The following is a 26,293-nucleotide window of genomic DNA, read 5'->3' as shown; positions in this document are numbered from 1 at the left end:
CGAGAGATTGTCGGACTGATGCGGCATAATCGAAAGTATGTTCGACGAGCTGCTGGAGATGGGTCCCGATGCCCAGCACCAGCCCGTTCTGCACCTGGGTCAACGACCCCCGCGAACCCGAGGACCTCCCCCCGGCCTGGGCACCACCACCCCGAGCACCACTGCCCGACGAACCACCGTTCTGACGCAGCCGATTAAGGTCCCAGTCATGGCAGGACCGGTAGCAGGCATCAACGTCGTCGAACTCGGAGTGTGGGTCGCTGGGCCCGCGACCGCAGGCATCTTGGCCGACTGGGGTGCCGACGTCATCAAGATCGAACCACCGACCGGCGACCCCGGGCGGCTGTTCGGCCGGATGCTGGGCTGCGACCTCGGCGTGAACCCACCGTTCGAAATGGACAACAGGTCCAAACGGAGCATCGTCCTGGACCTGACGACTGACGCCGGCCGCGACACGGCATTCGAATTACTCGCCGCCGCAGACGTTTTCGTCACCAACGTCCGAACCGCGACGTTGCAGCGGCTGGGACTGGACTACGAGTCGGTGTCGGCGCGCAACCCGAAGTTGGTCTACGGCCTCATCACCGGCTACGGCGAAACCGGGCCGGACGCCGACCGCGCCGCCTTCGACGTGGCCGCGTTCTGGTCGCGCGGCGGTATCGCCCACCTGCTGACCCGGCCCGGCGACACGCCGCCGTTCCAGCGCGGCGGCATGGGTGACCACTCGGCCGGCATGACCCTGGCGGCGGCCGTGTGCGCAGCGTTGGTGGCCCGCGCCCGCACCGGTGAGGGCCAACTGGTCACCACGTCGCTGTACCGCCAGGGCGCCTACACGGTGAGCTTCGACCTCAACACCTATCTGCTCACCGGTCAGCCGATCGCGATCGGACAACGCGCCACCATGGGCAACCCGTGCATGAACAACTACGCCGCAGGCGACGGGCGCCGGTTCTGGATCGTCGGACTGGAAGTCGAGCGGCACTGGCCGGCGCTGTGCCGCGTGGTCGGCAAGGCGGAGTGGCTCACGCAATACCCCAATGCCCGCGCCCGCGCCGACAACGCGGTACAACTCATTGCCGAACTCGACGACATCTTCGCGACCAGGACGCTGGACGAATGGGCCGAACCCTTCGCCGGCGAACCGGACTTCTTCTGGTCGCCGATCAACTCCCTGGAAGACATCGTCGCCGACGACCAGTTCCATGCCGCGGGCGGAATCGTCGACGTGCCGGATGGAGAGGCGACCGTGCCGATGGTGGCCACGCCGGCGGACTTCCACGGTACCCCCTGGTCACCGCGCTGGACGGCCCCTGAGCTGGGGCAGCACACCGCCGAGGTGCTCGCCGAGCTGGCGGTTCGCCGCGACTCCTGAGCCCCACCGGGCGCTTTACAAAACTATGCAAAACTGTCACGCTGTCCACAGCCCATGATTAGCGCGACAGGTACGGATTGATGGTCATCTCAACAATCGATGTGACGAGTGCGGCGCGGCGCCCGCGCGACGACGGCCAGGTCCTGCGGCACCGGCTCGACGTATTGGCCGCCGACGCCAACGATGTGGTGCAGACGGCCGGCGGTTGGCTGTTCGACCGGGTGATGGCCGGTTGGGAAGTCAATGTGATGCTGCCCCAGGGCTACGATTCCCGGCCGCTGCGCATTCTGGGAGTCGAGGTACTGGACCTGGAATCGGACTTCGACATGGCGGGTATGGGTCACGGTCTGGCGGCCAGCGTGGCAGCTCTGACTGCCTACGACTGCGTCCGTGAGGTGGTTCGCCGCGCCCTGGACAAGCAACGCAACCGGGGCACCGAGGTCGCCCTGTGGGGTGAGGGCTGGCCGCTGGGGGTCACTCGTGGGCTGACCAGCACCAGCTATCGGCTCAGCGCCGCTGCCCGCGCGTTCAAGGGGCAGGCGTTACGTGCCGCCGGAATCCCTTGTCTCTCAATAGCTCCCACGGAAAAGTTGCTGACCGACTCGGCCTGGCTGGGTTAGTCGGGGATGAAGAAGTACTACCGGCACACGCTGCTGTACCTGCACGAGACGATCGACCTGGGCTCCGGACGCAGCGACCGCTTCACCGAGGTGTTCACCGACACCTACCAGCCGATGATGCAGGACCTCGGTGCCCGGTTGTTCGCGATCTGGGAATCCACCCCCTTCAACGGCCACTGGCCGCAGGTCACCGTGATCTGGGAGCTCGACGGGTTCTCCGACTACGCACGCATCGGCGCCGCGCAGGCCCGCGGCGGCAGCCACGAGGCGGCGGCCGGCACATGGTCGGCGTTCCTGTCCGACATCGGTGCCAAGGGGGAGGGACGCATCATGTACGCGGGCCCGAGCAACCGGAGTCTGGCGCAACTCACCGAAGCCAATTTCAGTGCATCGCTGGTGATTCAGGAGATCATGCAGACCAAGCCTGGCCGTCAGGACGACTACATCCGCGAACTGGAGCGGCTCTACGTCCCGTGGTCGGAAAGCACCGGCAAACACTGGCTCGGTTCCTTCACCACCACCTTCCGGTTCAACGAGGTGATCCATTACTGGGCGCTCGAAGGCGGCTGGGCGTGCTTCGCCAACCACTACCCGTCGTGGAAGGACAGCCCACCGGCGGAGATCGTCACCTGGATGAGTGTGGCGCCCGCACTGCGCGACGGCTGGGAGGATTCGATCCTGCAGGCGCTACCACCGTCGCCGTTGCGGTGAAGGACTTCCGCTACGACCCCTTCGACCCGCAGGTGATGGCCAACCCTCCCGCCTACTACCGCATCCTGCGCGACGAATACCCGGTGTACTACCTGCCGCAGTGGGATACCTTCGCGCTCTCCCGGTTCGACGACATCTGGCGGGTGCTGGAAGTCAACGACGGCACCTTTGTCGCGTCGGAGGGAACGTTGCCGCCGGCATCGGTGCTGGCCAGGCACAACGACGGGCCGGTCGCCGATCCACCGTTGCATCCCATGCCTTTTCACGCCGTGTTCGACGCCGATCTGTACGGCGAGATCCGCCGTGCGCACTCTGCGCCGTTCCGGCCGCGGTCGGTCACCGCCTTGCAGGACCGCATCCGCGCGCTGGCCAACGAACGCCTCGACCTGCTGCTGCCCCGGGGTGGGTTCGATCTCACCCAGGAGTACGGCGGCATCGTCGCGGCGTCGATGGTGTGCGACTTACTCGGCATCCCAACAGAACTCGCGGCGCAGGTACTGGCGGCGGTCAACGCCGGAAGCCTGGCCCAGCCCGGTGAAGGTGTCGACACCGCCGAATCCCGGCCGAATTACCTGCAATTCCTGGTCCCGGTGGTCGAACGTCACCGCGCCGGCACCCCACAAGCCCTGCCGATCGTCGACGGGCTGCTCGGTTACCGGCTGCCCGACGGCAGCGGGCTCAGCGATGTCGAGGTCGCCACCCAGATGTTGTGCGTCTTCATCGGCGGCACCGAGACCGTGCCCAAGATCGTGGCGACCGGCCTCTGGGAGCTCAGCCGCCGGCCCGACCAGATGGCCGCGGTGCGCGCCGACCTGGCCACCAACGTGCAGATAGCCCGCGAGGAGATACTGCGCTACTGTGCACCCGCACAATGGTTTGCCCGCACCGCGCGCAAACCCTTCACCATCCACGGCCAGACCATCGAGCCCGGGCAACGCGTCATCACCCTGCTCGCGTCGGCGAACCGGGACGAGCGGGAATTCCCTGACCCCGACGAATTCATCTGGGACCGGCCGATCAAACGTTCGCTGGTGTTCGGTCGGGGTCAGCACTTCTGCCTCGGTTTCCACCTCGCCCGGCTGGAAGTGGCTGTGCTGCTGGAGGAATGGCTGCGCCGGGTGCCGGACTTCGCGATCCAGGACGACAAAGCGACCCGGCTGCCGTCGAGCTTCCAGTGGGGCTGGAACAACGTCCCGGTGGAGGTCTGACGTGTGGTCCTATCGGATCATCGCCCCCTACCTGTTCGAAAGAACCGACATCCCCGACAAGACGGCGGCCGACCTCACGCGAGGTCACGTGCTGCTGCGATTTCTGGCCGCCGGCGTGTGCGGCAGTGATCTGCCCGCGTTCCGCGGCGTCCGTGGCCGCCTGCCCGGTGACGACGGGCGCAGTGCGGCGGAGAAGGACGGCTTTCCCATCCACGAAGTCGCGGGGGAGGTGATCGCCAGCCGCCACCCCGATCATCGTCCGGGTGACCTGGTGGTGGGCTGGGCATCCGGCTTCGACGGGCTGATGGAACGCGTCATCAGCAACGGCGACGGCCTGGCACCCTACGACCCGGCCCTGAAACCCGCGCAGGCAGTCGGCCTGCAACCGCTGGCCTGTGTGCTGTACGCCTGCGAACAGCTGCCGGACCTCACCGGCCGGCACGTCGCGGTCATCGGGCAGGGCTCGATCGGGCTGCTGTTCTCCTACGTCGCCAAAGCGGCCGGAGCGCGGCGCGTCACCGGCGTCGACCCGGTCGATCGCGAAAACGTCTCCCGCACTTTTGGAGTCGACGACGCGGTACGGGCCACCAGCGACCGGTGGGCGAGCCGGCTCACCGCCGCCGACCGTGCCGACGTGGTGATCGAGGCGGTCGGACACCAGGTGGCCACCCTGAACCACGCCATCAGTGCCACCGCGCCGGGAGGCACCGTGTTCTACTTCGGTGTGGCCGACGACGACGCTTACCCGATCAACATGCGCGCCATGCTGCGCAACAATCTGACCTTGAAATCCGGTGTGACACTGGATCGTCGGCGGGTCCTGGGCGACGCCGGTAAGTTCGCCGCTCGGCATCCGGAGCTGCTCGAGGCGTACCTGACGCACACCTTCGCGGTCGAGGATGTGCAGGCCGCGTTCGACCTCGCGTGCCGCCCGGTCCCCGAGCGGGTCAAGATCGCGATCGCCCGATGAGCATCTTCCAGACCGGCCTGCACCGGCCCATCTGGGGTGGCTGGGTCACCGGGCCCACCCTGATCGGACCCGAGGAATTCGCGAAGGCCGGATACGACTACGTCGGATTCGACACCCAGCACGGCTATCTCGACGACGCCGACGTCGCACGGATGCTGCGCCGCCTCGAGCATGTCCCGATCGGCACGGCGGTGCGGTTGCCCAACGCCGACCCGGCGCCGATCGGCCGGGTGCTGGACGCGGGGGCGGACGCGGTGATCATCGCGATGATCGAATCGGCGGACCAGGCCGCCGCGGCGGTCGCAGCGACCCGGTTTCCGCCCGCCGGGGTGCGCAGCTTCGGGCCGCTGCGGGCCAGCCTCGGCCACGACCCGGCCGCGCTGGAATCCCGGGCGAGTGTGTTCGCCATGATCGAGACCGCGTCCGCGGTGGCCGACATCGACGAAATCTGCGCCGTCGACGGCTTGGCCGGAATCTATGTGGGACCGGCCGATTTGGCGATCTCGATGGGCCTCGACGTGGTCGGCGCCGTCGGGAACCGGCAGGTGCAGGATGCGATCACGCGGATTCAGCGCGCGGCCATCGCCGCCGGCCTGGTCACCGGCATCCATGGCAGTGACGGCCCGACGGGTAATACGCTGTCCAGGATGGGATTTCAGATGATTACCCTGGCGGCCGAATCGCAGGCCCTGCGCCGCGGCGCAGCCGAGCACCTGCGTGAGGCGACCGCGCCATGACCCGCGTCGCGTTGGTCACCGGCGCCGCCGGCGGGCAGGGGTCGGCGATCGTGCAAAAGCTCAGTGCGCAAGGGTATTCCGTGGCGGCCTGCGATCTGCGAGCCGTCGGCACTGACACCGATGCCGCGGTGCTGGCGATCCCGCTCGATATCACCGACCCGGTCCAGTGGGAGACCGCCGTCGCCGCCACCGTCGACCGGTTCGGCGCACTGACCACGCTGGTCAACAACGCCGGGGTGTTGCATCGCGCCGCGCTGGGCGACGAAACAGTCGAAGACTTCGAAAACTCCTGGCGGGTCAACTGTATGGGTGCGTTCCTCGGCATCCGTGCCGCACTGGCGGCGTTGCGTGTGGCTGACGGCGCCGCGATCGTCAACATCTGCAGCACCGGAGCGATCCGGCCGTTCCCACAGCACTGTGCCTACGGCTCGGCCAAGTGGGCGCTGCGCGGGTTGACCCAGACCGCGGCGGCCGAGCTGGCACCGGACGGGATCCGGGTCAACGCGGTGTTCCCCGGCCCGATCGCCACCCCGATGCTGGACCAGGACATCCAGCAGCGGCTGGCCGCGGTCGCGATGTTCGGCCGGCTCGGCCGGCCGGCCGAGATCGCCGACGCGGTAGCTTTTCTGGTGTCCGAGGAGGCGTCCTTCATCACCGGGTCGGAACTCGTCGTCGACGGTGGCCAGTGTCTGCAGATCCGATGAGCACCAGGCAATTACAGGCCGTCGAGCGGCTGCATCCCGTCCTGCGCGCCGTGGCGGTCACCCGGACTGTCTTCACCGCCGAGGCGATCCCGCTGATCCGCGACTCGATGAATCAACGCCGCGCCGAAATCGCGCAGGGCGCGCCCGGGGTGGACATCGAGAACGCGGTCGCCGGCACCGTGCCGGTGCGCATCTACCGGGGTGGCCCGCGGCCGGCGCCGGCTGTGGTCTACTGCCACGCAGGCGGTTTCGCGCTGGGCAACCTCGACACCGACCATCGCCAGTGCATCGAACTCGCCCGTCGCGCACGGTGTTCGGTGGTGTCGGTCGACTACCGGCTGGCGCCGGAGGATCCCTTTCCGGCGGCGCTCGAGGACGCCGTCACGGTGCTGCGGTGGGTGGCCGGCAGTGCGACGCAACTGGAGGTCGACCCGGCTCGGCTGGCCGTCGCGGGCAGCAGCGCCGGCGCCGCGCTGGCTGCCTGCCTGGCGCACGGCGCGGCCGACGGATGGTTGCCGCCGTTGGTTTTTCAGCTGCTGCACCAGCCGGTCCTGGACGACCGCCGGACCGCGTCCATGACAGAATTCCGCGCCACCCCGGCCTTCGACGGCGAGGGTGCGCAGCTGATGTGGCGGCATTATCTGGGCGGGCAGGCGCCGTCGGCGATCTCGGTTCCCGCCCGCCGCGACGAACTGGCCGGTCTGCCACCGGCATTGATCACCTGCGCCGAGATCGACCCGTTCCGGGACGAGGCGGTCGAATACGCGCTGCGGATGCTGCGCGCGCGGGTCGGCACCGGACTGCACGTATTTCCCGGCGCATGTCACGGATTCGACTCGCTGCTGCCCGAATGGTCCTCCAGTCAAAGGCTTTTCGCGCTGCAGGGCGAGGCCCTGGCCAAAGTCTTCTACCCGGACTGAGCCGTCTCGCCGGGCGGGCGTGGGCCGGGCAGCCGCAACAGCAGCCGCGCGCCGCCGAGCGGACTGGCGTGCAGAGATGCGGTGCCGCCGTGCAATTCGGCTTGTTGTGCCACCAGGGCCAGGCCCAGACCGGATCCCGAGTGCGACGCCGTCGACCCCCGGGAGAACCGGTCGAAGACGGTCTCGCGCTCGTGCTCGGGTACACCGGTGCCGTCGTCGTCGATCGCGATCTCCACGCCCGCCCGGGAGCTGACCGCCGATAGCTGCACCCGTTCGGCGTGGCCGTGCTTGACCGCATTGGCGATCGCGTTGTCCACCGCCAGCCGCAGACCGGTGGGCAGGCCCAGCATCAGCAGCGTCGGGGACGGCAACAGCGACACCGTCAACCCGGGGTAGCTGCGCTCCGCGTCGTGCGCGGCGCGGTCCAGCAACTCGGTGATGTCCACCGGCACGAAGTCGTCGGTGGTGATCGTCTGGCCCTGGGCGAGGCGTTCCAGCGCGGACAGGGTGGCCTCGATGCGACTCTGGGTGCGCATCACATCAGCCATCACCTCTTCGCGCTGCCGGGCGGGCAACTCCAGCGTGGCCAGCACCTCCAGGTTGGTCCGCATCGCGGTCAGCGGGGTGCGCAACTCGTGGGAGGCGACGGAGGCGAAGTCGCGGGCCGAGTCCAGGGCGTCCTTGGTGCGCTGTTGTTCGTCGCCGATGCGCGCCAGCATGCCTTCGACGGCCTCGGCGATCTCCACTGCCTCCCACACCCCGCGGACCTGCACCTCGTCCGGCTTGGATTGCGCGTTGATCGCCCGGGCCTGCTGAGCCAGCAGCCGGAACGGGTTGATCATGATCAACCACATCACGCTGCCCACCAGGAAGGTGCCGACGATGACGCTGCCGCAGATCAGCAGCACCCGCAGGTGTAGCCGGTCGATCCGGTCCTCGGCCTGGGCCAGCGGCGCACCCAGGGCGACAGTGGCGTCGCCGGCGGTGAAGGTGCGCACCCGGTAGGGGACGCCGTCGATCGTGGTGGTGACGTAACCGGGTGGCAGCGCGGGCAGCACGACTCCGCTGGGCACCGACCGAATCTCGCCGCCCACCCGCACCGTGCGGGCCACCCGGTCGTCGGGCGCCGGCTGGTCGTCGTCCGGGCGTGGTGGGCTGAGCAGCGTGCTCACGTCGCCCAGACTGCTCACCGAGTCCAGCCGGCGATCCAGCTGGCTGTACTGATCGTTGGTGACGCCGACCCACACCCAGGTGCCCAGAATGATGACCAGCGCGATCACCGACATCGCCGCGACGATCACGATGGTGCGCAACGACACCAGCGGCAGCGGCAACCGCAGCAACCGGGACACCCGATCGTTGATTGACATGTCCCGCCCCGTCAGAAGGTGATGAGTTGACGCACGGCGGTGCCGTCGGCCAAATGGTCCATCGCCTCGTTGATGTCGTCCAGCCGGATCGTCGAGGACACCAGCGCTTCCACCGGCAACCGGCCCGACTGCCACAACGAGACGAACCGGGGAATGTCACGGCTGGGCACCGCCGAACCCAGATAGCTGCCGATCAGCGACCGGCCTTCGGCGACAAACCCCAACGGCGACACACTGATTCGAGCATCCGGTGGCGGCAGTCCGACGGTGACGGTGCGTCCGCCCGGCGCGGTCAGCCCGATCGCGGTCTGCAGCGCCGCGGGATGGCCGACGGCCTCGACGACTACATCGGCCTTGACCGCGGCGTCCTCGGCCCGCTGCGGTGTGTAGGTCTCATGTGCACCCAAAGCTGTTGCCGCCGAAAGCTTTTCGTCCAGTTGATCGACACCGATGACGCGCACGTCGGGAAAGGTCAACGCAGTGAGCACCGCCGCCATGCCGACACCGCCGAGTCCGACCACGGCGACCGACTGTCCCGGCCGGGGGTTGCCCACATTGAGCACCGCGCCGCCACCGGTCAGCACCGCACACCCCAGCAGCGCGGCGACCCCGGCCGGCACGTCGGGCGGCACCGCGACCGCACTGGCCGCGTTGACCACCGCGTACGTCGCGAAACCCGAGACGCCGAGATGGTGGTAGACCGGGTGACCGCTGCGGGCGAGGCGGATGCCACCGCCCAGCAGCGTGCCGGCGTTGTTGGCCGCGCTGCCCGGTTCGCACGGCGTCAGCCCCTGTGTGGCGCAGGCCGGGCAGTGTCCGCAGCGCGGCAGGAACACCAGCACCACCCGCTGGCCGACGGTCAACCCGCTGACGCCGGCACCGAGCGATTCGACGATGCCCGCGGCTTCGTGCCCGAGCAACATCGGCACCGGCCGGACCCGGTTGCCGTCCACCACCGACAGATCGGAGTGGCACACTCCGGCGGCTTCGATGCGGACCAGCACCTCGCCGGCACCCGGACCGGCGAGGTTCAATTCGGTGACGCTGATCGGCCGGGATTGCGCATACGGCCGGGGTGCACCGATCCGCTCGAGCACCGCGCCCCGGATCGCAGACATGTTGGAATACAACCATGAGTTCCGCTACGCCCGGTGTTCCGTCCGGGCGGGGAGACCTGACCAGCAGCGACTTCCCGGTGCTGTGGCCGGTGCTCACCCGCTGGGCCGACAACGACATGTTCGGTCACCTCAACAACGCTGTGTACTACCAACTGTTCGACACCGCGATCAACGGGTGGATCGCGAACGAGGCCGGCGTCGACCCGCTGACCATCCCCGAACTGGGCATCGTCGCGGAGTCGGGCTGCCGGTATTTCGCCGAACTCGCCTTCCCCGACGAGCTGTCGGTGGGTCTGGCGGTCACCCGGTTGGGCCGCAGCAGCGTCACGTACCGGTTGGGGGTGTTCCGGGCGACGGAAGCCCCGCAACCGATCGCCGCGCTGGGCCACTGGGTGCACGTCTACGTGGACCGGAGCACCCGCAGACCCGTCCCGATCCCCGAGACGATCCGGCCGTTACTGGCGACCGCCTGCACCGATTGAGCACCGCGGCCACCAGTACACTTCGCCAATGCCAGTTATGAGCAAGACCGTCGAGGTCAGCGCCGATGCCGACGCCATCATGGGCATCGTCTCCGACATCGAGCGTTACCCGGAGTGGAACGAAGGGGTCAAGGGCGCGTGGGTGCTGGCCCGCTATGACGACGGCCGCGCCAGCCAGGTGCGCCTGGACACCTCCGTGCAAGGCATCGACGGTGTCTACATCCACGCCGTGTACTACCCGGGTGAGAACCAGATTCAGACCGTGATGCAGCAGGGCGACCTGTTCACCAAGCAGGAGCAGCTGTTCAGCGTGGTGGCCACCGGACCCAGCAGCCTGTTGACCGTGGACATCGACGTCGAGCCGAGCATGCCGGTGCCGCCGCCGATGGTGAAGATGCTGCTGAACAACGTGTTGGATCAGCTCGCCGAAAACGTCAAACAGCGCGCCGAGCAGCTGGCTAGCTGAAAATCCCGGTCCGGTCCAGCACCTCGGTCAACCGCTGGGCCGCGTCGGTGAACTGCCATACCGTGTGGTCGACGACCGCAGTGGCGTCCCGGCGGCGCAGCGCGGCGATCAAGTGCAGGTGGTTGCTCACCGCGGCCTCGCCCCACTGCGGATCGGCGGCATACATCCGCGCCGGCATGTAGCGCGCGGCGTTGAGCAGGAACCAGGCCAGCTTGATCCGTCCGCTGGCCTGGTTGAACACCCGGTGGAACGCGAATTCGTAGGTCGCGATGGCCTCGGCGTCAGCCGCGCCGACGGCCGAGCCCAGCAGGTCGTTGATGCGTTCAAGTTCGGCGATCTCGAGCTCGGTGATGCGGTCGGTGGCGGTGACCGCCAGTTCCCGGGCGATGGTGGCCTGCAGCCAGAAGATGTCCTTGATGTCCTGCCGGGTCAACGGCAGCACCACATGGCCGCGGTGCGGCTCGAGCTGCACCATGCCTTCGCCGCGCAACTTCACCAGCGCTTCCCGCACCGGGGTGATGCTGACCCCGAGCTCGGCAGCGGTCTCGTCCAGCCGGATGAAGGTCCCCGGCCGCAGACTGCCGGACATGATCGCGGCGCGTAGGTGGCCGGCAACCTCGTCGGACAGCTGTGACCGACGTAGCGGCCGACGGCGTCGAGCCTTGGACGACGCTGCCGGCAAGGGTGGGTTCACGTGGGCCTGCCAGGCCTTTCAGGCGCTTATCGGTCTCGTCTCGGGTGTGTTGCCGGGCCTTGTTAACGGCTCTTGTGCCCGTTAATGTGACCCACACAACACATGTTTTATCAAATATCAGCATGACGCAAGCGGTGCTTGAGTGACCAGACAAAAGGCAGTGAAAGGAATGAGTTGACCGCGCAACTCGCCGGCCACGCTACCCAGGCCCTCGCCTACGAGCAGCCGTACCTGGCTCGTCGGCAGAACTGGGTCAACCAACTCGAGCGGCACGCCATGATGCAGCCGCGAGCCACCGCGCTGCGTTTTCTGGGCAACACCATCACCTGGGCTGACCTGCGGCACCGTGTCGGAACCCTGGCCGGGGCGCTGAGTCGGCGCGGGGTGGGTTTCGGCGACCGGGTGATGGTGCTGATGCTCAACCGCACCGAATTCGTGGAGTCGATGCTGGCGGCCAACATGCTGGGGGCCATCGCCGTTCCGCTGAACTTCCGGCTGACGCCCACCGAGATCGCCTTCCTGGTCGAGGACAGCGGAGCCCGGGTGATCGTCACCGAAGCGGTGCTGGCGTCGGTCGCCCTCGGGGTCCGCGACATCGCCCCGCTGCTCCAGACGGTGGTGGTGGCGGGGGGCGCAGCGGGCGCGGGCACCGACGACCGCGCCCTTTTATATGAAGACCTTATGAGTGAGGCGGGCGAGCCGCCGGGCCTGATCGACATCCCGAACGAATCGCCGGCCCTGATCATGTACACCTCGGGCACCACCGGACGACCCAAAGGGGCGGTGCTCACCCACACCAATCTGACCGGTCAGACGATGACCATGCTCTACACGAACAGGGTTGACCTCAATAACGATGTCGGCTTCGTCGGCGTCCCGCTCTTCCACATCGCCGGAATCGGCAACCTGCTCGGCGGGATGCTGCTCGGCCTGCCCACCGTGATCTATCCGCTCGGCGCCTTCGACCCCGGGCAACTGCTCGACGTGCTGCAGGCCGAGCGGGTCACGGGCATCTTCCTGGTTCCCGCGCAGTGGCAGGCGGTGTGCACAGAGCAGCGGGCCAGGCCGCGCGACCTGTGTTTGCGGGTGATGTCATGGGGCGCCGCGCCGGCGCCGGATGTGTTGCTGCGTCAGATGTCTGAGATGTTTCCCGGCACCCAGATACTCGCCGCGTTCGGGCAGACCGAGATGTCACCGGTGACGTGCATGCTGCTCGGCGACGACGCGATCCGCAAACGGGGTTCGGTGGGCAAGGTGATCCCGACCGTCGCCGCCCGCGTGGTCGACGACGACATGAACGACGTGCCCGTCGGTGCGGTAGGCGAAATCGTTTATCGCGCACCGACATTGATGAGCGGCTACTGGAACAACCCGGAGGCCACCGCGGAGGCGTTCGCCGGCGGCTGGTTCCATTCCGGGGACTTGGTGCGGATGGACGCCGACGGCTACGTCTGGGTGGTCGACCGCAAGAAGGACATGATCATCTCCGGCGGGGAGAACATCTACTGCGCCGAGGTGGAGAACGTCCTGGCGGGTCATCCGCGCATCGTCGAGGTCGCCGTGATCGGACGGACCGACGCGAAGTGGGGTGAGGTGCCGATCGCGGTGGCCGCTGTAACGGAAGGCCACCTTTATATCGAAGAGCTGAATGAGTACCTGACCGAGCGGCTGGCGCGGTACAAGCACCCCAAGGCGCTCGAGATCGTGGACGCACTGCCCCGCAACCCCGCCGGGAAGGTGCTCAAAACTGAGCTGCGGGTTCGGTATGGGGGTCATGGTGGCACTGAAAAGGTCTCTGCGACAAGAGATTCAACGACATGAGGGGAAATTCGACGGGCTCAAAATGTTTGCCAGGTGCTGACGAAATGTCAATTGTCGAGTTGCGGTACCCACCCGGGCGACCATCGGGTACATTCCTGTGGTCTCCGTTACTACCTGCGGGTAGGGAGCGCTGGGTCACTTTCGTAGGGTCGGGGCAAGGAGGAGGCGTGCACCACCATCCGCCGCACTGCCGCGACGTGAGCGGCCCCAGTTTGATGGGGATTTCGCTGTGAGGGAGCAGTCGTGACGACATCTTCGCGTCCACACCTGGTGGGCTATGTCCGCGACCAGCTGGAAACGCCGCTGACGATGATCGGCGGATTCTTCCGCATGTGCGTGCTCACCGGCCGCGCCCTGTTCCGTCGGCCGTTCCAGTGGCGCGAGCTGATCCAGCAGTGCTGGTTCATCATGCGCGTCGCCCTGCTGCCGACGATCATGGTCTCCATCCCGCTGACCGTGCTGCTGATCTTCACGCTCAACGTCCTGCTCGCCCAGTTCGGCGCCGCCGACCTCTCCGGCGCCGGCGCGGCGATCGGTGCGGTGACCCAGCTCGGACCGCTGACCACGGTGCTCGTGGTCGCCGGGGCCGGTTCCACCGCCATCTGCGCCGACCTCGGCGCCCGCACCATCCGCGAGGAGATCGACGCGATGGAGGTGCTCGGCATCGACCCGATCCACCGCCTGGTGGTTCCCCGGGTGATCGCCGCGACCGTGGTCGCCACCCTGCTCAACGCTCTGGTGATCACCGTCGGGCTGGTCGGCGGCTACCTCTTCGGCGTCTATCTGCAGAACGTGTCCGGCGGCGCCTACCTGGCCACGCTGACCACCATCACCGGCCTGCCCGAGGTGATCATCGCCATGGTCAAGGCGGCGACCTTCGGACTGATCGCCGGCCTGGTCGGCTGCTACCGCGGGCTGACGGTCAGCGGCGGTTCCAAGGGGCTCGGGACGGCGGTGAACGAGACCGTGGTGCTGTGCGTGGTGGCGCTGTACGCCGTCAACGTCATCTTGACCACGATCGGTGTGCGATTCGGGACGGGGCGCTGACATGTCGACATCAGCGGTAGTGCGGTCCCGGTTCCCCCGGACGGTCGCCAACTTCAACAAGACCGTCGGCAGCGTCGGTCGGGGCATCGGCACCACGGGTGAACTGGCCTGGTTCATCTTGAAGAGCATCGGCCAGATTCCGCACGCGATCCACGTGTACCGCAAGGAGACGCTGCGCCTGATCGCCCAGATCGGGATGGGCACCGGTGCGATGGCCGTGGTCGGCGGCACCGCCGCGATCGTCGGATTCGTGACTCTCTCGGGTAGCTCGCTGGTGGCCATCCAGGGTTTCGCGTCGCTGGGCAACATCGGTGTCGAGGCCTTCACCGGGTTCTTCTCCGCGCTGATCAACGTGCGTATCGCGGGGCCGGTGGTCACCGGCATCGCGCTGGCGGCCACGGTCGGCGCCGGCGCGACCGCGGAACTGGGCGCCATGCGTATCGCCGAGGAGATCGACGCCCTCGAAGTGATGGGCATCAACTCGATCTCGTTCCTGACCAGTACCCGGGTGGTCGCCGGCCTGGTGGTGATCATCCCGCTCTATGCGCTGGCCATGATCATGTCGTTCGTGTCCCCGCAGATCGTCACCACTGCGCTGTACGGGCAGTCGACCGGCACCTACGAGCACTATTTCCGAACGTTCCTGCGGCCCGAGGACGTGTTCTGGTCCTTCCTGGAGGCGATCATCATCGCCGCGATCGTGATGGTGACGCACTGCTACTACGGATACAACGCCGGCGGTGGTCCCGTCGGCGTCGGCGAGGCCGTCGGCCGATCCATGCGGTTCTCGCTGGTGTCGGTCCAGATAGTCGTCCTGTCCGCCGCGTTGGCGCTCTACGGCGTCAACCCCAACTTCGCACTGACGGTGTAGCGACATGACTGGTCCAGGCAAGGTCAACAAGATCTCCAGCCCGCCCTATAAAACTGTAGGCATCGCCTCGATGCTGGTGCTGGCGCTGATCCTGACGCTGGTCTACATCCAGTTCCGCGGCGGGTTCACGTCCAAAGACAAAGTGACGATGTACTCCGAGCGGGCCGGCTTGGTGATGGACCCCGGCTCCAAGGTCACCTATAACGGCGTGCAGATCGGCCGGGTCGGCAGCATTTCGGAGGAGACCCGCGACGGCAAGCCGGTCGCGAAGTTCGTCCTGGAGATCTACCCGCAGTACCTCGGGCCCAAAGGCGTGGTCCCGGAGAACGTGGACACCCAGATCAAGGCCACCACCGTGTTCGGCGGCAAGTACGTGTCGCTGACCACGCCCAAGGACGCCAAGGGCAAGGACATCTCCCGCGGCCATCTCTCGCCCAAGAGCACCATCCGGGCCTCAGCGGTCACCACCGAGATCAACACGGTGTTCCAGACGCTGACCTCGATCTCGGAGAAGGTCGACCCGGTCAAGCTGAACCTGACGCTGAGCGCGGCCGCGCAGGCGCTGACCGGGCTGGGCGACCGGTTCGGCCAGTCCATCGTCAACGGCAACGCGATCCTTGAAGACATCAACCCGCAGATGCCCCAGGCTCGCCGGGACATCCAGGGGCTGGCGGCTCTCGGTGACACCTACGCGAACGCCGCGCCCGACCTGCTGGACTTCCTCAACAACGCGGTGCCCACCGCGCGAACCATCAACGCGCAGCAGCGGGACCTGGACCAGGCGCTGCTGGCGGCGGCCGGATTCGGCAACACCGGCGCCGACGTCTTCGAGCGCGGCGGCCCGTACCTGGCCCGCGGCGCCCACGACCTGAAGCCCACGGCGGAGTTGCTGGACACCTACAGCCCCGAGCTGTACTGCACGTTGCGCAACTACCACGACGTGGAACCGCAGCTGGTCCGCAGCTTCCTGGGCGGCAACGGCTACTCGCTGAACACCCACTCGGAGATCCTCTCCGCTCTGGGTGCGCTGCTGAACCCCGTGTCGCTGGTGCCGCTGCTGCTCTCCCAGGTCGGCGGGCTGGCCGCGGGGCTGGTCGGTGGCGCACCGAACCCCTACATGTGGCCGGAGAACCTGCCGCGGGTGAACGCACACGGCGGCCCCGGCGGTGCCCCGGGTTGCTGGCAGCAGATCACCCGTCAGCTCTGGCCGGCACCGGAACTTGTGATGGACAGCGGAAACAGCATCGCGCCGTACAACCACCTGGAAACCGGTTCGCCCTATGTCCTTGAGTACGTCTGGGGCCGTCAAGTAGGGGACAACACGATCAACCCATGAAAATCACCGGTACTTTAGTCAAGCTCAGCATCTTCGCCTTCGTGCTGCTGATGTTCAGCGTCATGATCATCATCGTGTTCGGTCAGATCCGCTTTGACCGGACAAGTAGTTACTCCGCGGAGTTCAGCAACGTCAGCGGGCTGCGGTCGGGCCAGTTCGTGCGGGCCTCCGGAGTGGAGATCGGCAAGGTCAAGAACATTCAGCTGCTCGACGGCGGCCGGCGGGTGCGGGTGGACTTCGACGTCGACCGCGCCATACCTCTCTACCAGTCGACGACGGCCCAGATCCGCTACCTCGACCTGATCGGGAACCGCTACCTCGAGCTGCGGCGCGGGGAAGGGGACGGTGTCGACAAGGTCATGTCGGCGGGCGGGTTGATCCCGCTGTCGCGCACGTCGCCGGCCCTGGACCTGGACGCGTTGATCGGTGGTTTCAAGCCGGTGTTCCGGGCGCTGGACCCGGGCAAGGTGAACACCATCGCCAAAGAGCTGGTCATGGCGTTCCAGGGGCAGGGCGGCACGATCAACAACATCCTGACCCAGACCTCGCAGCTCACGTCCCAGCTGGCCGAGCGTGACCAGGCCATCGGTGAGGTGATCAACAACCTGAACAAGGTCCTGGACACCACCGTCCGGCACCGCAAGGACTTCGACCAGACCGTCAACAACCTCGAGGTGCTGATCACCGGGTTGAAGGATCACAGTGACGGACTGGCCGGCGGGACGGCGAACATCAGCAACGCTGCGGGGACGGTCGCCGATCTGCTGGCTGAGGACCGCGCGCTGTTGCACCGGACCGTCAACTACCTCGACGCGGTGCAGCAGCCGCTGATCGACCAGCGTCAGCAGCTCAACGACTTCCTGCACAGCGTGCCCAGTGCGTTGAACCACATCGGACGTGCGATCGGGTCCTACGGCGACTTCGTGAACTTCTATTCCTGCGACATCAGCCTCCGTATCAACGGTCTGCAGGCCGGTGGTCCGGTTCGTACCGTCCGGCTCTTCCACCAGCCGACAGGAAGGTGCGCGCCGCAATGAGAACGCTGGAGCCCCCCAATCGGCTGAAGATCGGGCTGATGGGCATCCTGGTGACGCTGTTGGTCATCGGGGTCGGCCAGAGCTTCACCAGTGTGCCGATGTTGATGGCCAAGCCCTACTACTACGGGCAGTTCACCGACACCGGCGGCATGAACAAGGGTGACAAGGTGCGCATCGCCGGCATGGACGCCGGCAAGATCGAGGCCATCAAGATCGACGGCGACCACATCGTGATGAAGTTCTCGATCGGTGTCGAGAAGATCGGCACCGAGAGCCGGCTGCAGATCCGCACCGACACACTGCTCGGCAAGAAGGTCCTCGAGATCGAGGCGCGCGGCAACCAGCCGCTGCGGCCCAACGGCGTCCTGCCGCTGGGACAGAGCACCACGCCCTACCAGATCTACGACGCCTTCCTGGACGTCACCAAAGCGGCCCGCGGCTGGGAGATCGACAGCGTGAAGCAGTCGCTGCACGTGCTCTCGGAAACCATCGATCAGACCTACCCGCAGCTGAGCCCGGCGCTGGAAGGGGTGTCCAAGTTCTCCGACACCCTCGGTAAGCGCGACGAGGAGCTCAAGCACCTGCTGGCCCAGGCCAACCAGGTGGCCAGCGTGCTCGGCGACCGCAGCCAGCAGGTGGACCGGTTGCTGGTCAACGCCAAGACGCTGCTGGCCGCCTTCAACGATCGCGGCCGCGCGATCGACAACCTGTTGGGCAACGTCGCCGCGTTCTCCACCCAGGTGCAGGGCCTGATCAACGACAACCCGAACCTCAACCACGTGCTGGAACAGTTGCGGATCGTCAGCGACACGCTGCGCGAGCGCAAGCAGGACGTGGCCGACGGCCTGCAGATGGTCGGTGGATTCCTCCCGTCGTTGAACGAGTCGATCGGATCGGGGCCTTTCTTCAAGGTCGTCATCCACAACCTGGTCCCGGGCCAGATCATTCAGCCGTTCATCGACGCCGCCTTCAAGAAGCGCGGCCTGGACCCGGAGAACTTCTGGCGCAGCGCCGGGCTCCCGGCCTACCGGTTCCCCGACCCCAACGGCACCCGGTTCCCCAATGGCGCGCCGCCGCCGGGACCGCTGGTGCTGGAAGGCACCCCGGAGCACCCGGGGCCGGCCGTGCCGCCCGGATCGCCGTGCTCGTACACGCCGCCGCCCGACGGCATCCCGACGCCGCAGAACCCGCTGCCCTGCATGGGGCTCAATGTCGGTCCGTTCGGCGGGATGGGCTTCCCGGCGCCGTTCGACGTACAGTCCTCGCCGCCCAACCCGAACGGGGTGCCGTACGTGCCGGGTCTGCCCATCGCCGGACGACCGGGTGAACCGGCGCCGGATGTGCCCGGGACGCCCGTGCCGATTCCGCCGAACAGCCCGCCGGGCTCGCGCACCGAACCGCTGGGGCCGGCGGGACCGGTCGGACCACCGTCGACGTTCGCACCCGGACTGCCACCCGGTCCGCCGGCGCAGCCCGGACCTGGGAACCAGTTGCCGGCGCCGTTCATCAATCCAGGCGGAGCCGGTGGCAGTGGCGCAGCGGGAGGTAGCCAGAATTGAGCACCATCTTTGACATCCGCAACATCCGGCTACCGAAGATGAACCGGGCGACGGTGATCATCGGTGCGTTGGCCGTGATCATTGCGCTCGTCCTGGCGGTCGTCGGCTGGAAGCTGTACCAGAAGTTGACCAACAACACGGTGACGGCCTACTTCAGCGCGGCGAACGCGCTGTATCCAGGTGACAAAGTCCAGATCATGGGCCTGAAGGTGGGCCGGATCGACAAGATCGAGCCGGCCGGTGACCAGATGAAGGTCACGTTCCACTATGAGAACCAGTACAAGGTGCCGGCCGACGCGCACGCCATGATCCTCAACCCCACCCTGGTGGCGTCGCGGGCGATCCAGCTGGAGCCGGCGTACAAGGGTGGACCGGTGCTGGCCAACAATGCGGTGATTCCGATGAGCCGCACGCAGGTGCCGGTGGAGTGGGACGACCTGCGCAACAGCATCACCGACATCATCTCGAAGCTGGGCCCCACCGAGGCGCAGCCGACCGGCCCGTTCGGCGAGGTGATCAACTCGTTCGCCAACGGTTTGTCGGGTAAGGGCCGCCAGCTCAACTCCACGCTGGACAACCTGTCCAAGGCGCTGACGGCGCTGAACGAGGGCCGCACCGACTTCTTCGCGGTGGTCAAGAGTTTGGCGCTGTTCGTCAACGCCCTGCATCAGGACGACAAGCAGTTCGTCGCGCTGAACCAGAACCTGGCGGACGTCACCGGCCGGCTGGCCAGCACCGACGGGGCACTGGCCGCGGCGGTCCGGCAGTTCGACGAGCTGCTGACCACGATCCGGCCGTTCCTGGACAAGAACCATGAGGTGTTGACCCACGACGTCAACAACCTGGCCGACGTAACCAACACCCTGCTGCAACCGGAATCGTTGAACGGTCTGGAGACCGCGCTGCACGTCCTGCCGACGGCCGCAGCAAATGTGAACCAGATCTATCACCCGTCACACGGTTCGGTGGTCTCCGTTCCGGAGATCACCAGCTTCGCCAACCCGATGCAGTTCATCTGCAGCTCGGTGCAGGCGGGTAGCCGGCTGGGATATCAGGAGTCCGCGGAACTGTGTGCGCAGTACCTGGCGCCGATCCTGGACTCGATCAAGTTCAACTACTTCCCGTTCGGGTTGAACACCTTCAACACCGCCGAGGTGTTGCCCAAGATGGTCGCCTACTCCGAAGAGCGGCTGCGGCCGCCGCCCGGGTACAAGGACACGACGGTGCCCGGTATCTGGGTGCCCGACACCCCGTTGTCACACCGCAACACCCAGCAGGGTTGGGTGGTGGCCCCGGGCATGCAGGGCGTGCAGGTGGGACCGATCACCGCGGGTCTGATGACCCCGGAGTCGCTGGCCGAGCTGATGGGCGGACCCGACATCGGGCCGATCCAGTCCACGCTGCAGACCCCGCCGGGACCGCCGAACGCCTATGACGAGTACCCGGTGGTGCCACCGGTGGCGTTGAACGCCCCGGTGCCGGTGCAGCCGCCACCACCCGGACCCAACGTGATCCCGGGACCGGTCGCACCGACTCCCGCGGCTCCCGGGCCCGCGTTGAATGCGCCGGTCGGCGCGCCGCTGCCGGCTGAAGCAGGAGGGGGCCAGTGACCGCGTCGGGGATATTGCCCAGGTTCCGACGCGGAACCTGGCGGGCAGCGGTGCTGCTGGTGGCGGCACTGATGCTGAGTTCGTGTGGTTGGAAGGGCATCTCCCAGGTCGCCCTGCCCGGTGCGCCGGGCAGCGGGGAAGGGGCGTTCACCGTCTATGCCCAGGTGCCGGACACCCTGGCGATCAACGGCAACAGCAAGGTGATGGTCGCCGACGTCGAGGTGGGTTCGATTCGCAAGATCGAGCTCAAGAACTGGATAGCCACGCTGACCCTCGGCCTGAACAAGGGCGTCAAGCTGCCGCGCAACGCCCAGCTCAAAATCGGCCAGACCAGCTTGTTGGGTTCGCAGCACGTGGAGTTGCTCGCCCCGGAGAACCCGTCCAAGGAACTGCTGAAAAACGGCGACCGGATCGATCTGAAGAACTCGTCGGTGTATCCCAACATCGAACAGACGCTGGCCGTGGTCTCCCTGATCCTGCGCGGTGGCGGCATTCCCAACCTCGAAGTGCTGCAGAACGAGGTCTACGCGATCCTCAAGGGCCGGGGCACCCAGATCAAGGAATTCTTCGGCAAACTCGACACCTTCACCCGCCAGCTCAACGAGCAGCGCAACGACATCACCCACGCCATCGATTCCACGAACCGGCTGCTCGGGTACGTGGGTAATCGCAACGACGTGCTGGAACGGGTGCTGACCGATTTCCCGCCGTTGCTCAAGCACTTCGCCGACACCAGGAACCTGCTGATCAACGCGGTGGACTCGGTCGGCAGGCTGAGTCGGGTCACCGACCAGTACCTGTCCGAGGCGCGCAGCGACCTGCACAGCGACCTGCAATCGCTGCAGTGCCCGCTGCGGGAACTGGGCAAGGGCTCGCCGTACCTGATCGGCGCGTTGAAGATCATCCTGACCCAGCCGTTCGACATCGACTCGGTGCCGGCAGTGTTCCGCGGCGACTACTTAAACGTCAACGCCACGCTGGATGTGACGCTGAGCTCGGTGGACAACGCGGTGCTCACCGGTACCGGGTTCTCCGGTCTGCTGCGTGCGATCGAGCAGTCGTTCGGGCGTGACCCGGAGTCGATGATCCCGGACGTTCGGTACACGTCGAACCCGAACGACGCGCCAGGCGGACCGCTGGTGGAAAGGGCGGAGCGAGGCCAATGCTGACTCCCTTTGTCAAACGCCAACTGATGATCTTCACGGCCCTGACCGTGGTGGCACTGTCGGTGCTGGGCATCTATTACCTGCAGATCCCCACCCTGGTGGGCATCGGGCGCTACGAACTCACCGCGGAGTTGCCGGCCTCCGGTGGTCTGTACCCGACGTCCAACGTGACGTACCGCGGCATCACGATCGGCAAAGTCGAAGACGTGGTGCCGACCGCGAAGGGCGCCGAGGCCAAGTTGAGCATCGACAGTCGCTACAAGATCCCGGTCGACGCCGTGGCCAACGTGCATTCCGTCTCCGCGGTCGGTGAGCAGTATCTGGACCTGGTGTCCGACGGCAACCCGGGGAAGTTCTTCGCGGCGGGCCAGACCATCACCAAGGGCACCGTGCCCAGCGAGATCGGACCGGCACTGGACACCGCCAACCGCGGGCTGGCGGTGTTGCCCAAGGAGAAGATCCCGCAGCTGCTCGACGAGACCGCACTGGCGGTAGGCGGGTTGGGTCCGGCGCTGCAGCGGTTGGTCGACGCCACTCAGGCGATCGTGGGCGACTTCCGCACCAACATCACCGACATCAACGACATCATCCAGCACTCGGGACCGGTCCTGGACAGTCAGGTGACCTCGGGTAGTGCGATCGAACGCTGGTCGCGCAACCTCAACGTGCTGGCCGCCCAGACCGCGGCGGAAGATCAGCATCTGCGCAGCGTGCTGACCCAGGCCGCGCCGACCGCCGACCAGGTGAACCAGGTGTTCACCGACGTGCGGGATTCGCTGCCGCAGACCCTGGCGAACCTCGAGGTGGTGTTCGACCTGCTCAAGCGCTACCACAAGGGTCTCGAACAGGTGGTGGTGTTCCTGCCGCAGGGCGCTTCGATCGCCCAGACAGTGGGGGCGCCGTTCCCGAACCAGGCCGCGCTGGACCTGGCGCTGGCGATCAACCAGCCGCCGCCGTGCCTGACCGGGTTCATCCCGGCGTCGCAGTGGCGGTCGTTCGCCGACACCAGTGACCAACCCTTGCCGGTCGGAACGTATTGCAAGATTCCGATGGACACGCCGGCGAACAGCGTGCGCGGATCGCGCAACATTCCGTGTGTCGACGTGCCCGGCAAGCGGGCCGCCACGCCGAGGGAGTGCCGCAGCACCAAGCCGTACGAGCCGGCGGGTACCAACCCCTGGTACGGCGACCCGAACCAGCTGCTGAGCTGCCCGGCGCCGGGAGCGCGGTGCGACCAGCCGGTCAAGCCCGGCCTGGTGGTGCCGGCGCCGTCGGTGAACAACGGCCTGAACCCGATGCCTGCGGACCGACTGCCGCCGGGAGGGTTGACGCCGCCGCCGAAGAGCGACCCGCTGACGCGACCCGGCACGGGCGCGGTCAACTGCAACGGGCAACAGCCCAACCCGTGCGTCTACACTCCGGGCGGGCCCCCGTCCGCTGTGTACAGCCCGCAGAGTGGTCAGCTGGTAGGGCCCGACGGGGTGACATACTCCGTCGAGAACTCAACCAAAACAGGAGACGACGGATGGAAGGAGATGCTGGCACCGGCCGGCTGAACCCCATCGACGAGGACGATTCGCCGGGTACCCAGGCAGAGACCACGGATGCGAAGGTATCCCTGGTCAAAGGCGACCCGACAGACTCTGAGGCGCAGACCGCGGATACAGACGTGTCGTCGGTCGACGAGTCGACCGACGGGAACGACGGATCCCGGGATGCGGCTGACGCGGCTCCCGAGCGGCGCCCGTCGCGGCTGAATCGCGGCTGGCTGATCGGCATCGCCGCGGTGTTGGTCATCCTCACCGGCGCCGTCGCGGCCGGCGGTTACGTCGCACTGCGCTATCACAAAGACTTCCAGGCCGACGCGCGCAACGACGCGACCGCACTGCGCATCGCCAAGGAATGCGTCGCTGCGACCCAGGCCCCCGACACCGACAGCATGGCCGCCAGCGAACAGAAGATCATCGACTGCGGAACCGACCAGTACCGCACCCAGGCGCTGCTGTACAGCAGCATGCTCGTCCAGGCGTACCAGGCCGCCAATGTGCACCTGAAGGTGGCCAATCTGCGGGCGGCCGTCGAGCGGCACAATCCGGACAGTTCGGTTGACGTCCTGGTCGCTCTGCAAGTCAAGGTGTCCAACGCGCAGGCGCAGGACCAACTGTCGGGCTACCGGTTGCGGGTGCGGATGGAACCGACTGACGGCACCTACAAGATCTCCAAACTCGAAGTGGTGACGAAGTGACGATGGTGGTCGAGGACATCCAGACCACGACGATCGCCCAGGACCTGCCCGAGAAAGCGTTGGCGCCCTGGCACCTTCGCGCCGCCGCATTCTCGGTGGATGTGCTGCCGGGTCTTGCGGCGGCGGTCTCGCTGGCGGTGGTGTCCTTCTCCTTGCCGGCCCGCGACGCCTGGTGGTGGGTCTGTATCGCCGCGCTGGGCGCGGTGGTGCTCGCGGTGTTGGTCAACCGACTGCTGCTGCCGACGCTCACCGGCTGGAGTCTGGGCCGGGCGTTGTTCGGTATCGCGGTGTCGCGGCGGGACGGCGCCGAACTGAGCCCGTGGTGGTTGCTGGTCCGCGAGGTGGCTCACCTGCTCGATACGGCGGCGCTGCTGCTCGGCTGGCTGTGGCCGTTGTGGGATTCCGAACGCCGCACATTCGCCGACATGCTCACCCGTACCGAGGTGCTGCGCGTGGTACCGCACGAGCATCACGAGAAGGTGCGGCAATGGACGGTCGTGGCACTGCTCGTCGCGGCCACGGTGTGTATGGATGCCGTCGGCGTGGGCTATGAGGCGAGCTATCAGCCGGCCCGCGCGATCGACCAGACCCGCGCCGAGATCTCCATCCAGGGGCCGAAGCTCGTCGCCCAGATGTTGACCTACGATCCGGCCACCCTGCGCGACGACTTCGCCCGCGCCCTCTCCTTGACCACGGACAGGTACCGTCCCGAATTGGCCGCTCAGCAGCAGTCGGTGGAGAAGGGCCATCCGGTCGTCAACGAGTACTGGGTGACGGCGAGCTCGGTGCTCTCGGCTGCCGGGGACCGCGCGACGATGCTGCTGTTCATGCAAGGCCGGCGCGGGTCGGGTCCGGAGACGCGCTACATCTCCGCCAGCGTGCGGGTGAAGTTCTTCAAGGGTCGCGACAATCGTTGGCGCGTCGACGATCTCACCGTGCTGGCCAAGCCGAAACCGCCGGGAGGCGGCAAATGAGCCCCCGCCGCAAGTTCGCGCCCGGCGAGCTGTCGCTGCTGGTCGCGCAGCCGGTGCCGCCGCGGCGCCGGGACCTGCGGATCGTCGCGACCGCCGCGACGTTGCTGATGGTCGCCGCGGTCACACTGTCCACCCTGATGCTGATCGACCACGTCCGCCGGGACCGCACCGCCGAACGGGAGACATCGGCGGTCAACTACGTCAAATGGTTCATGACCGGCTTCACGTCCATCGATCCGTTCCACGCCAACGACTACGTCGACCGGGTTCTGGCCCAGGCGACCGGCGACTTCCACAAGCAGTACGAAGAAAAGGCGAACGACATCCTGCTGCAGGTCGCGCGTGCCGAGCGCGCCACCGGGACGGTCCTGGAGGCGGGGGTGGAACGGTGGAACGACGACGGCAGCGTCACCGTCCTGGTGGCTACCGACGTGACGTCCAAGACGCCGGACGGCAAGCAGGTCCTGGAGAACACCAACCGTTGGTCGGCAACGGCGAAGCAGGAAGGGAATCAGTGGAAGATCAGCAACCTGCTGCAGGTGATCTGACCGTCGCGGCCGATGACGACACTCGCACGGCAGACGACACGGTAGCCACTGCCGCGCCGGACACGTCGGCTGAGGCTGAGGCTGAGGCTGACGCTGAGACTGAGCAGACCCCCGACACCGCGGAAGATGCGCAGGCGGGCAGCGCCGAGCCGGCGGCTCCGGAGAAAGCTGCCAAGAAGAAGCGGCCCGGCCGGTGGGTCGCGGCGGTGGTCGCACTGCTAGCTGCCGCCTTCGTGGGGTCGGCAGCGTTCGCCGGAGCCACCGTGCAGCCCTACCTCGCCGAGCGCGCTACGGTGGACATCAAGTTGAAAGTGGCTCGCGCGGCGGTGAACACGGTCACCACGCTGTGGAGCTACACCCCGGAGAACATGGACAGCCTGTCCGATCGCGCGTCCAACTACCTGACCGGTGATTTCCAGGCGCAGTACCGCAAGATGATCGATCAGATCTCCGCACCCAGCAAGCAAACCAAGATCACCAACTCCACCGAGGTCACCGGGGTGGCCGTGGAGTCGCTCAACGGCCCCAACGCCACGGTCATCGTGTACACCAACACCTCCACCACCAGCCCGAAGACCAAGAACATCCCGACCCTGCAGTATCTGGCGTACCTGCTCACCATGAAGCTCGTCGACGACCACTGGAAGGTGACCAGGATGAACACCGTCACCTCGCTGGATGTGAAACCCAACCTGTAGCGGTCGTCG

26 protein-coding genes are annotated in these 26,293 nt (G+C 67.0%); 23 read left to right on the top strand and 3 right to left on the bottom strand.

All coding sequences use genetic code 11. The features are described 5' to 3' along the window. The first annotated feature begins 208 nt into the window (after nucleotides 1–208). The 8 genes from AC5Y6Y_RS14225 to AC5Y6Y_RS14190 all read left to right on the top strand — a co-directional run bounded on the left by AC5Y6Y_RS14225 (nucleotide 209) and on the right by AC5Y6Y_RS14190 (nucleotide 7,242). The gene (locus AC5Y6Y_RS14225; RefSeq protein ID WP_473138875.1) at nucleotides 209–1,372 is read left to right on the top strand and encodes a CaiB/BaiF CoA transferase family protein; all 1,164 of its coding nucleotides are present in this window, start codon (nucleotides 209–211) and stop codon (nucleotides 1,370–1,372) included. Between the two features lie 80 nt (nucleotides 1,373–1,452). Continuing rightward, nucleotides 1,453–1,992 carry a hypothetical protein gene (locus AC5Y6Y_RS14220; RefSeq protein WP_473138876.1) on the top strand — a complete coding sequence of 180 codons (540 nt, stop codon included), beginning with the start codon at nucleotides 1,453–1,455 and terminating at the stop codon, nucleotides 1,990–1,992. A gap of 6 nt (nucleotides 1,993–1,998) precedes the next feature. Beyond that, nucleotides 1,999–2,703, top strand: a complete 705-nt coding sequence (locus tag AC5Y6Y_RS14215) for an NIPSNAP family protein (RefSeq protein ID WP_473138877.1) — start codon at nucleotides 1,999–2,001, stop codon at nucleotides 2,701–2,703. 35 nt (nucleotides 2,704–2,738) lie between these two features. Next, the gene (locus AC5Y6Y_RS14210; protein WP_473138946.1) at nucleotides 2,739–3,911 is read left to right on the top strand and encodes a cytochrome P450; all 1,173 of its coding nucleotides are present in this window, start codon (nucleotides 2,739–2,741) and stop codon (nucleotides 3,909–3,911) included. A 1-nt stretch (nucleotide 3,912) separates the two neighbouring features. Beyond that, complete coding sequence (locus AC5Y6Y_RS14205; protein ID WP_473138878.1) at nucleotides 3,913–4,881, top strand: zinc-binding dehydrogenase; 969 nt, start codon at nucleotides 3,913–3,915, stop codon at nucleotides 4,879–4,881. After that, complete coding sequence (locus AC5Y6Y_RS14200; protein WP_473138879.1) at nucleotides 4,878–5,618, top strand: HpcH/HpaI aldolase family protein; 741 nt, start codon at nucleotides 4,878–4,880, stop codon at nucleotides 5,616–5,618. Before AC5Y6Y_RS14205 ends, AC5Y6Y_RS14200 begins: the two co-directional genes overlap by 4 nt. Next, nucleotides 5,615–6,322 (top strand): SDR family NAD(P)-dependent oxidoreductase, encoded by a 708-nt coding sequence (locus tag AC5Y6Y_RS14195; RefSeq protein WP_473138880.1) that lies wholly within the window; start codon nucleotides 5,615–5,617, stop codon nucleotides 6,320–6,322. The genes AC5Y6Y_RS14200 and AC5Y6Y_RS14195 overlap by 4 nt, the downstream gene beginning before the upstream one ends. Beyond that, on the top strand, nucleotides 6,319–7,242 hold the full coding sequence (locus tag AC5Y6Y_RS14190; protein ID WP_473138947.1) for an alpha/beta hydrolase: 924 nt from the start codon (nucleotides 6,319–6,321) through the stop codon (nucleotides 7,240–7,242). Before AC5Y6Y_RS14195 ends, AC5Y6Y_RS14190 begins: the two co-directional genes overlap by 4 nt. On the opposite strand, the gene AC5Y6Y_RS14185 is transcribed toward AC5Y6Y_RS14190, so the two are convergent. Then, a complete protein-coding gene (locus tag AC5Y6Y_RS14185) occupies nucleotides 7,230–8,612 on the bottom strand; it encodes a sensor histidine kinase (RefSeq protein ID WP_463827944.1) in 1,383 nt (460 codons plus the stop codon). The two genes, AC5Y6Y_RS14190 and AC5Y6Y_RS14185, sit on opposite strands and share 13 nt — an antisense overlap. Before the next feature lie 11 nt (nucleotides 8,613–8,623). Continuing rightward, nucleotides 8,624–9,730 (bottom strand): alcohol dehydrogenase catalytic domain-containing protein, encoded by a 1,107-nt coding sequence (locus tag AC5Y6Y_RS14180; RefSeq protein WP_463827945.1) that lies wholly within the window; start codon nucleotides 9,728–9,730, stop codon nucleotides 8,624–8,626. 14 nt (nucleotides 9,731–9,744) lie between these two features. Here AC5Y6Y_RS14180 and AC5Y6Y_RS14175 point away from each other — a divergent pair, with 14 nt between their 5' ends. Beyond that, nucleotides 9,745–10,212 carry an acyl-CoA thioesterase gene (locus AC5Y6Y_RS14175; protein WP_473138881.1) on the top strand — a complete coding sequence of 156 codons (468 nt, stop codon included), beginning with the start codon at nucleotides 9,745–9,747 and terminating at the stop codon, nucleotides 10,210–10,212. Between the two features lie 28 nt (nucleotides 10,213–10,240). Then, the gene (locus AC5Y6Y_RS14170; RefSeq protein ID WP_463827947.1) at nucleotides 10,241–10,678 is read left to right on the top strand and encodes an SRPBCC family protein; all 438 of its coding nucleotides are present in this window, start codon (nucleotides 10,241–10,243) and stop codon (nucleotides 10,676–10,678) included. Here AC5Y6Y_RS14170 and AC5Y6Y_RS14165 read toward each other — a convergent pair. Continuing rightward, on the bottom strand, nucleotides 10,671–11,372 hold the full coding sequence (locus AC5Y6Y_RS14165) for a GntR family transcriptional regulator (protein ID WP_463827948.1): 702 nt from the start codon (nucleotides 11,370–11,372) through the stop codon (nucleotides 10,671–10,673). The genes AC5Y6Y_RS14170 and AC5Y6Y_RS14165 overlap by 8 nt on opposite strands. Before the next feature lie 174 nt (nucleotides 11,373–11,546). Here AC5Y6Y_RS14165 and fadD5 point away from each other — a divergent pair, with 174 nt between their 5' ends. The 13 genes from fadD5 (at nucleotide 11,547) to AC5Y6Y_RS14100 (ending at nucleotide 26,284) form a co-directional block, all read left to right on the top strand. Continuing rightward, a complete protein-coding gene (gene fadD5, locus AC5Y6Y_RS14160) occupies nucleotides 11,547–13,193 on the top strand; it encodes a fatty-acid--CoA ligase FadD5 (RefSeq protein ID WP_473138882.1) in 1,647 nt (548 codons plus the stop codon). A 309-nt stretch (nucleotides 13,194–13,502) separates the two neighbouring features. Then, nucleotides 13,503–14,240, top strand: a complete 738-nt coding sequence (locus AC5Y6Y_RS14155) for an MlaE family ABC transporter permease (protein WP_463828028.1) — start codon at nucleotides 13,503–13,505, stop codon at nucleotides 14,238–14,240. A 1-nt stretch (nucleotide 14,241) separates the two neighbouring features. Next, nucleotides 14,242–15,111 (top strand): MlaE family ABC transporter permease, encoded by an 870-nt coding sequence (locus AC5Y6Y_RS14150; protein ID WP_473138883.1) that lies wholly within the window; start codon nucleotides 14,242–14,244, stop codon nucleotides 15,109–15,111. Between the two features lie 4 nt (nucleotides 15,112–15,115). After that, nucleotides 15,116–16,447 carry an MCE family protein gene (locus tag AC5Y6Y_RS14145; RefSeq protein WP_499930106.1) on the top strand — a complete coding sequence of 444 codons (1,332 nt, stop codon included), beginning with the start codon at nucleotides 15,116–15,118 and terminating at the stop codon, nucleotides 16,445–16,447. Then, on the top strand, nucleotides 16,444–17,484 hold the full coding sequence (locus tag AC5Y6Y_RS14140; RefSeq protein ID WP_463827952.1) for a virulence factor Mce family protein: 1,041 nt from the start codon (nucleotides 16,444–16,446) through the stop codon (nucleotides 17,482–17,484). The genes AC5Y6Y_RS14145 and AC5Y6Y_RS14140 overlap by 4 nt, the downstream gene beginning before the upstream one ends. Continuing rightward, nucleotides 17,481–19,043 (top strand): virulence factor Mce family protein, encoded by a 1,563-nt coding sequence (locus AC5Y6Y_RS14135; RefSeq protein ID WP_463827953.1) that lies wholly within the window; start codon nucleotides 17,481–17,483, stop codon nucleotides 19,041–19,043. Before AC5Y6Y_RS14140 ends, AC5Y6Y_RS14135 begins: the two co-directional genes overlap by 4 nt. After that, on the top strand, nucleotides 19,040–20,653 hold the full coding sequence (locus AC5Y6Y_RS14130) for a virulence factor Mce family protein (RefSeq protein WP_473138884.1): 1,614 nt from the start codon (nucleotides 19,040–19,042) through the stop codon (nucleotides 20,651–20,653). The genes AC5Y6Y_RS14135 and AC5Y6Y_RS14130 overlap by 4 nt, the downstream gene beginning before the upstream one ends. Continuing rightward, nucleotides 20,650–21,822: a virulence factor Mce family protein gene (locus AC5Y6Y_RS14125; RefSeq protein ID WP_473138885.1), complete on the top strand. Its 1,173-nt coding sequence runs from the start codon at nucleotides 20,650–20,652 to the stop codon at nucleotides 21,820–21,822. The genes AC5Y6Y_RS14130 and AC5Y6Y_RS14125 overlap by 4 nt, the downstream gene beginning before the upstream one ends. After that, on the top strand, nucleotides 21,816–23,375 hold the full coding sequence (locus AC5Y6Y_RS14120; protein ID WP_473138886.1) for an MCE family protein: 1,560 nt from the start codon (nucleotides 21,816–21,818) through the stop codon (nucleotides 23,373–23,375). The genes AC5Y6Y_RS14125 and AC5Y6Y_RS14120 overlap by 7 nt, the downstream gene beginning before the upstream one ends. Continuing rightward, nucleotides 23,345–24,064, top strand: coding sequence for an Rv1363c family protein (locus tag AC5Y6Y_RS14115; RefSeq protein WP_473138887.1), 720 nt, complete (start codon nucleotides 23,345–23,347; stop codon nucleotides 24,062–24,064). Before AC5Y6Y_RS14120 ends, AC5Y6Y_RS14115 begins: the two co-directional genes overlap by 31 nt. Next, nucleotides 24,061–25,038, top strand: coding sequence for an RDD family protein (locus AC5Y6Y_RS14110; protein WP_463827958.1), 978 nt, complete (start codon nucleotides 24,061–24,063; stop codon nucleotides 25,036–25,038). Before AC5Y6Y_RS14115 ends, AC5Y6Y_RS14110 begins: the two co-directional genes overlap by 4 nt. Then, nucleotides 25,035–25,586, top strand: coding sequence for an Rv1363c family protein (locus AC5Y6Y_RS14105; RefSeq protein ID WP_463827959.1), 552 nt, complete (start codon nucleotides 25,035–25,037; stop codon nucleotides 25,584–25,586). The genes AC5Y6Y_RS14110 and AC5Y6Y_RS14105 overlap by 4 nt, the downstream gene beginning before the upstream one ends. Continuing rightward, the gene (locus AC5Y6Y_RS14100; RefSeq protein ID WP_463827960.1) at nucleotides 25,553–26,284 is read left to right on the top strand and encodes a mammalian cell entry protein; all 732 of its coding nucleotides are present in this window, start codon (nucleotides 25,553–25,555) and stop codon (nucleotides 26,282–26,284) included. The genes AC5Y6Y_RS14105 and AC5Y6Y_RS14100 overlap by 34 nt, the downstream gene beginning before the upstream one ends. Nucleotides 26,285–26,293: the final 9 nt, after the last annotated feature.

The organism is Mycobacterium sp. NGS24 (genome assembly GCF_059813065.1).
Note: the sequence above shows the minus strand (reverse complement) of the source record. Positions and strands in the feature narration are given on the sequence as shown.

Excerpts from the sequence above, each read along its gene's own strand:
- AC5Y6Y_RS14225 (WP_473138875.1), top strand. The coding sequence starts at position 209 with ATGGCAGGACCGGTAGCAGGCATCAACGTCGTCGAACTCGGAGTGTGG.
- AC5Y6Y_RS14220 (WP_473138876.1), top strand. The coding sequence starts at position 1,453 with ATGGTCATCTCAACAATCGATGTGACGAGTGCGGCGCGGCGCCCGCGC.
- AC5Y6Y_RS14215 (WP_473138877.1), top strand. The coding sequence starts at position 1,999 with ATGAAGAAGTACTACCGGCACACGCTGCTGTACCTGCACGAGACGATC.
- AC5Y6Y_RS14210 (WP_473138946.1), top strand. The coding sequence starts at position 2,739 with ATGGCCAACCCTCCCGCCTACTACCGCATCCTGCGCGACGAATACCCG.
- AC5Y6Y_RS14200 (WP_473138879.1), top strand. The coding sequence starts at position 4,878 with ATGAGCATCTTCCAGACCGGCCTGCACCGGCCCATCTGGGGTGGCTGG.
- AC5Y6Y_RS14195 (WP_473138880.1), top strand. The coding sequence starts at position 5,615 with ATGACCCGCGTCGCGTTGGTCACCGGCGCCGCCGGCGGGCAGGGGTCG.
- AC5Y6Y_RS14190 (WP_473138947.1), top strand. The coding sequence starts at position 6,319 with ATGAGCACCAGGCAATTACAGGCCGTCGAGCGGCTGCATCCCGTCCTG.
- AC5Y6Y_RS14185 (WP_463827944.1), bottom strand. The coding sequence starts at position 8,612 with ATGTCAATCAACGATCGGGTGTCCCGGTTGCTGCGGTTGCCGCTGCCG.
- AC5Y6Y_RS14180 (WP_463827945.1), bottom strand. The coding sequence starts at position 9,730 with ATGTCTGCGATCCGGGGCGCGGTGCTCGAGCGGATCGGTGCACCCCGG.
- AC5Y6Y_RS14175 (WP_473138881.1), top strand. The coding sequence starts at position 9,745 with ATGAGTTCCGCTACGCCCGGTGTTCCGTCCGGGCGGGGAGACCTGACC.
- AC5Y6Y_RS14170 (WP_463827947.1), top strand. The coding sequence starts at position 10,241 with ATGCCAGTTATGAGCAAGACCGTCGAGGTCAGCGCCGATGCCGACGCC.
- AC5Y6Y_RS14155 (WP_463828028.1), top strand. The coding sequence starts at position 13,503 with ATGATCGGCGGATTCTTCCGCATGTGCGTGCTCACCGGCCGCGCCCTG.
- AC5Y6Y_RS14150 (WP_473138883.1), top strand. The coding sequence starts at position 14,242 with ATGTCGACATCAGCGGTAGTGCGGTCCCGGTTCCCCCGGACGGTCGCC.
- AC5Y6Y_RS14145 (WP_499930106.1), top strand. The coding sequence starts at position 15,116 with ATGACTGGTCCAGGCAAGGTCAACAAGATCTCCAGCCCGCCCTATAAA.
- AC5Y6Y_RS14140 (WP_463827952.1), top strand. The coding sequence starts at position 16,444 with ATGAAAATCACCGGTACTTTAGTCAAGCTCAGCATCTTCGCCTTCGTG.
- AC5Y6Y_RS14135 (WP_463827953.1), top strand. The coding sequence starts at position 17,481 with ATGAGAACGCTGGAGCCCCCCAATCGGCTGAAGATCGGGCTGATGGGC.
- AC5Y6Y_RS14120 (WP_473138886.1), top strand. The coding sequence starts at position 21,816 with ATGCTGACTCCCTTTGTCAAACGCCAACTGATGATCTTCACGGCCCTG.
- AC5Y6Y_RS14115 (WP_473138887.1), top strand. The coding sequence starts at position 23,345 with ATGGAAGGAGATGCTGGCACCGGCCGGCTGAACCCCATCGACGAGGAC.
- AC5Y6Y_RS14105 (WP_463827959.1), top strand. The coding sequence starts at position 25,035 with ATGAGCCCCCGCCGCAAGTTCGCGCCCGGCGAGCTGTCGCTGCTGGTC.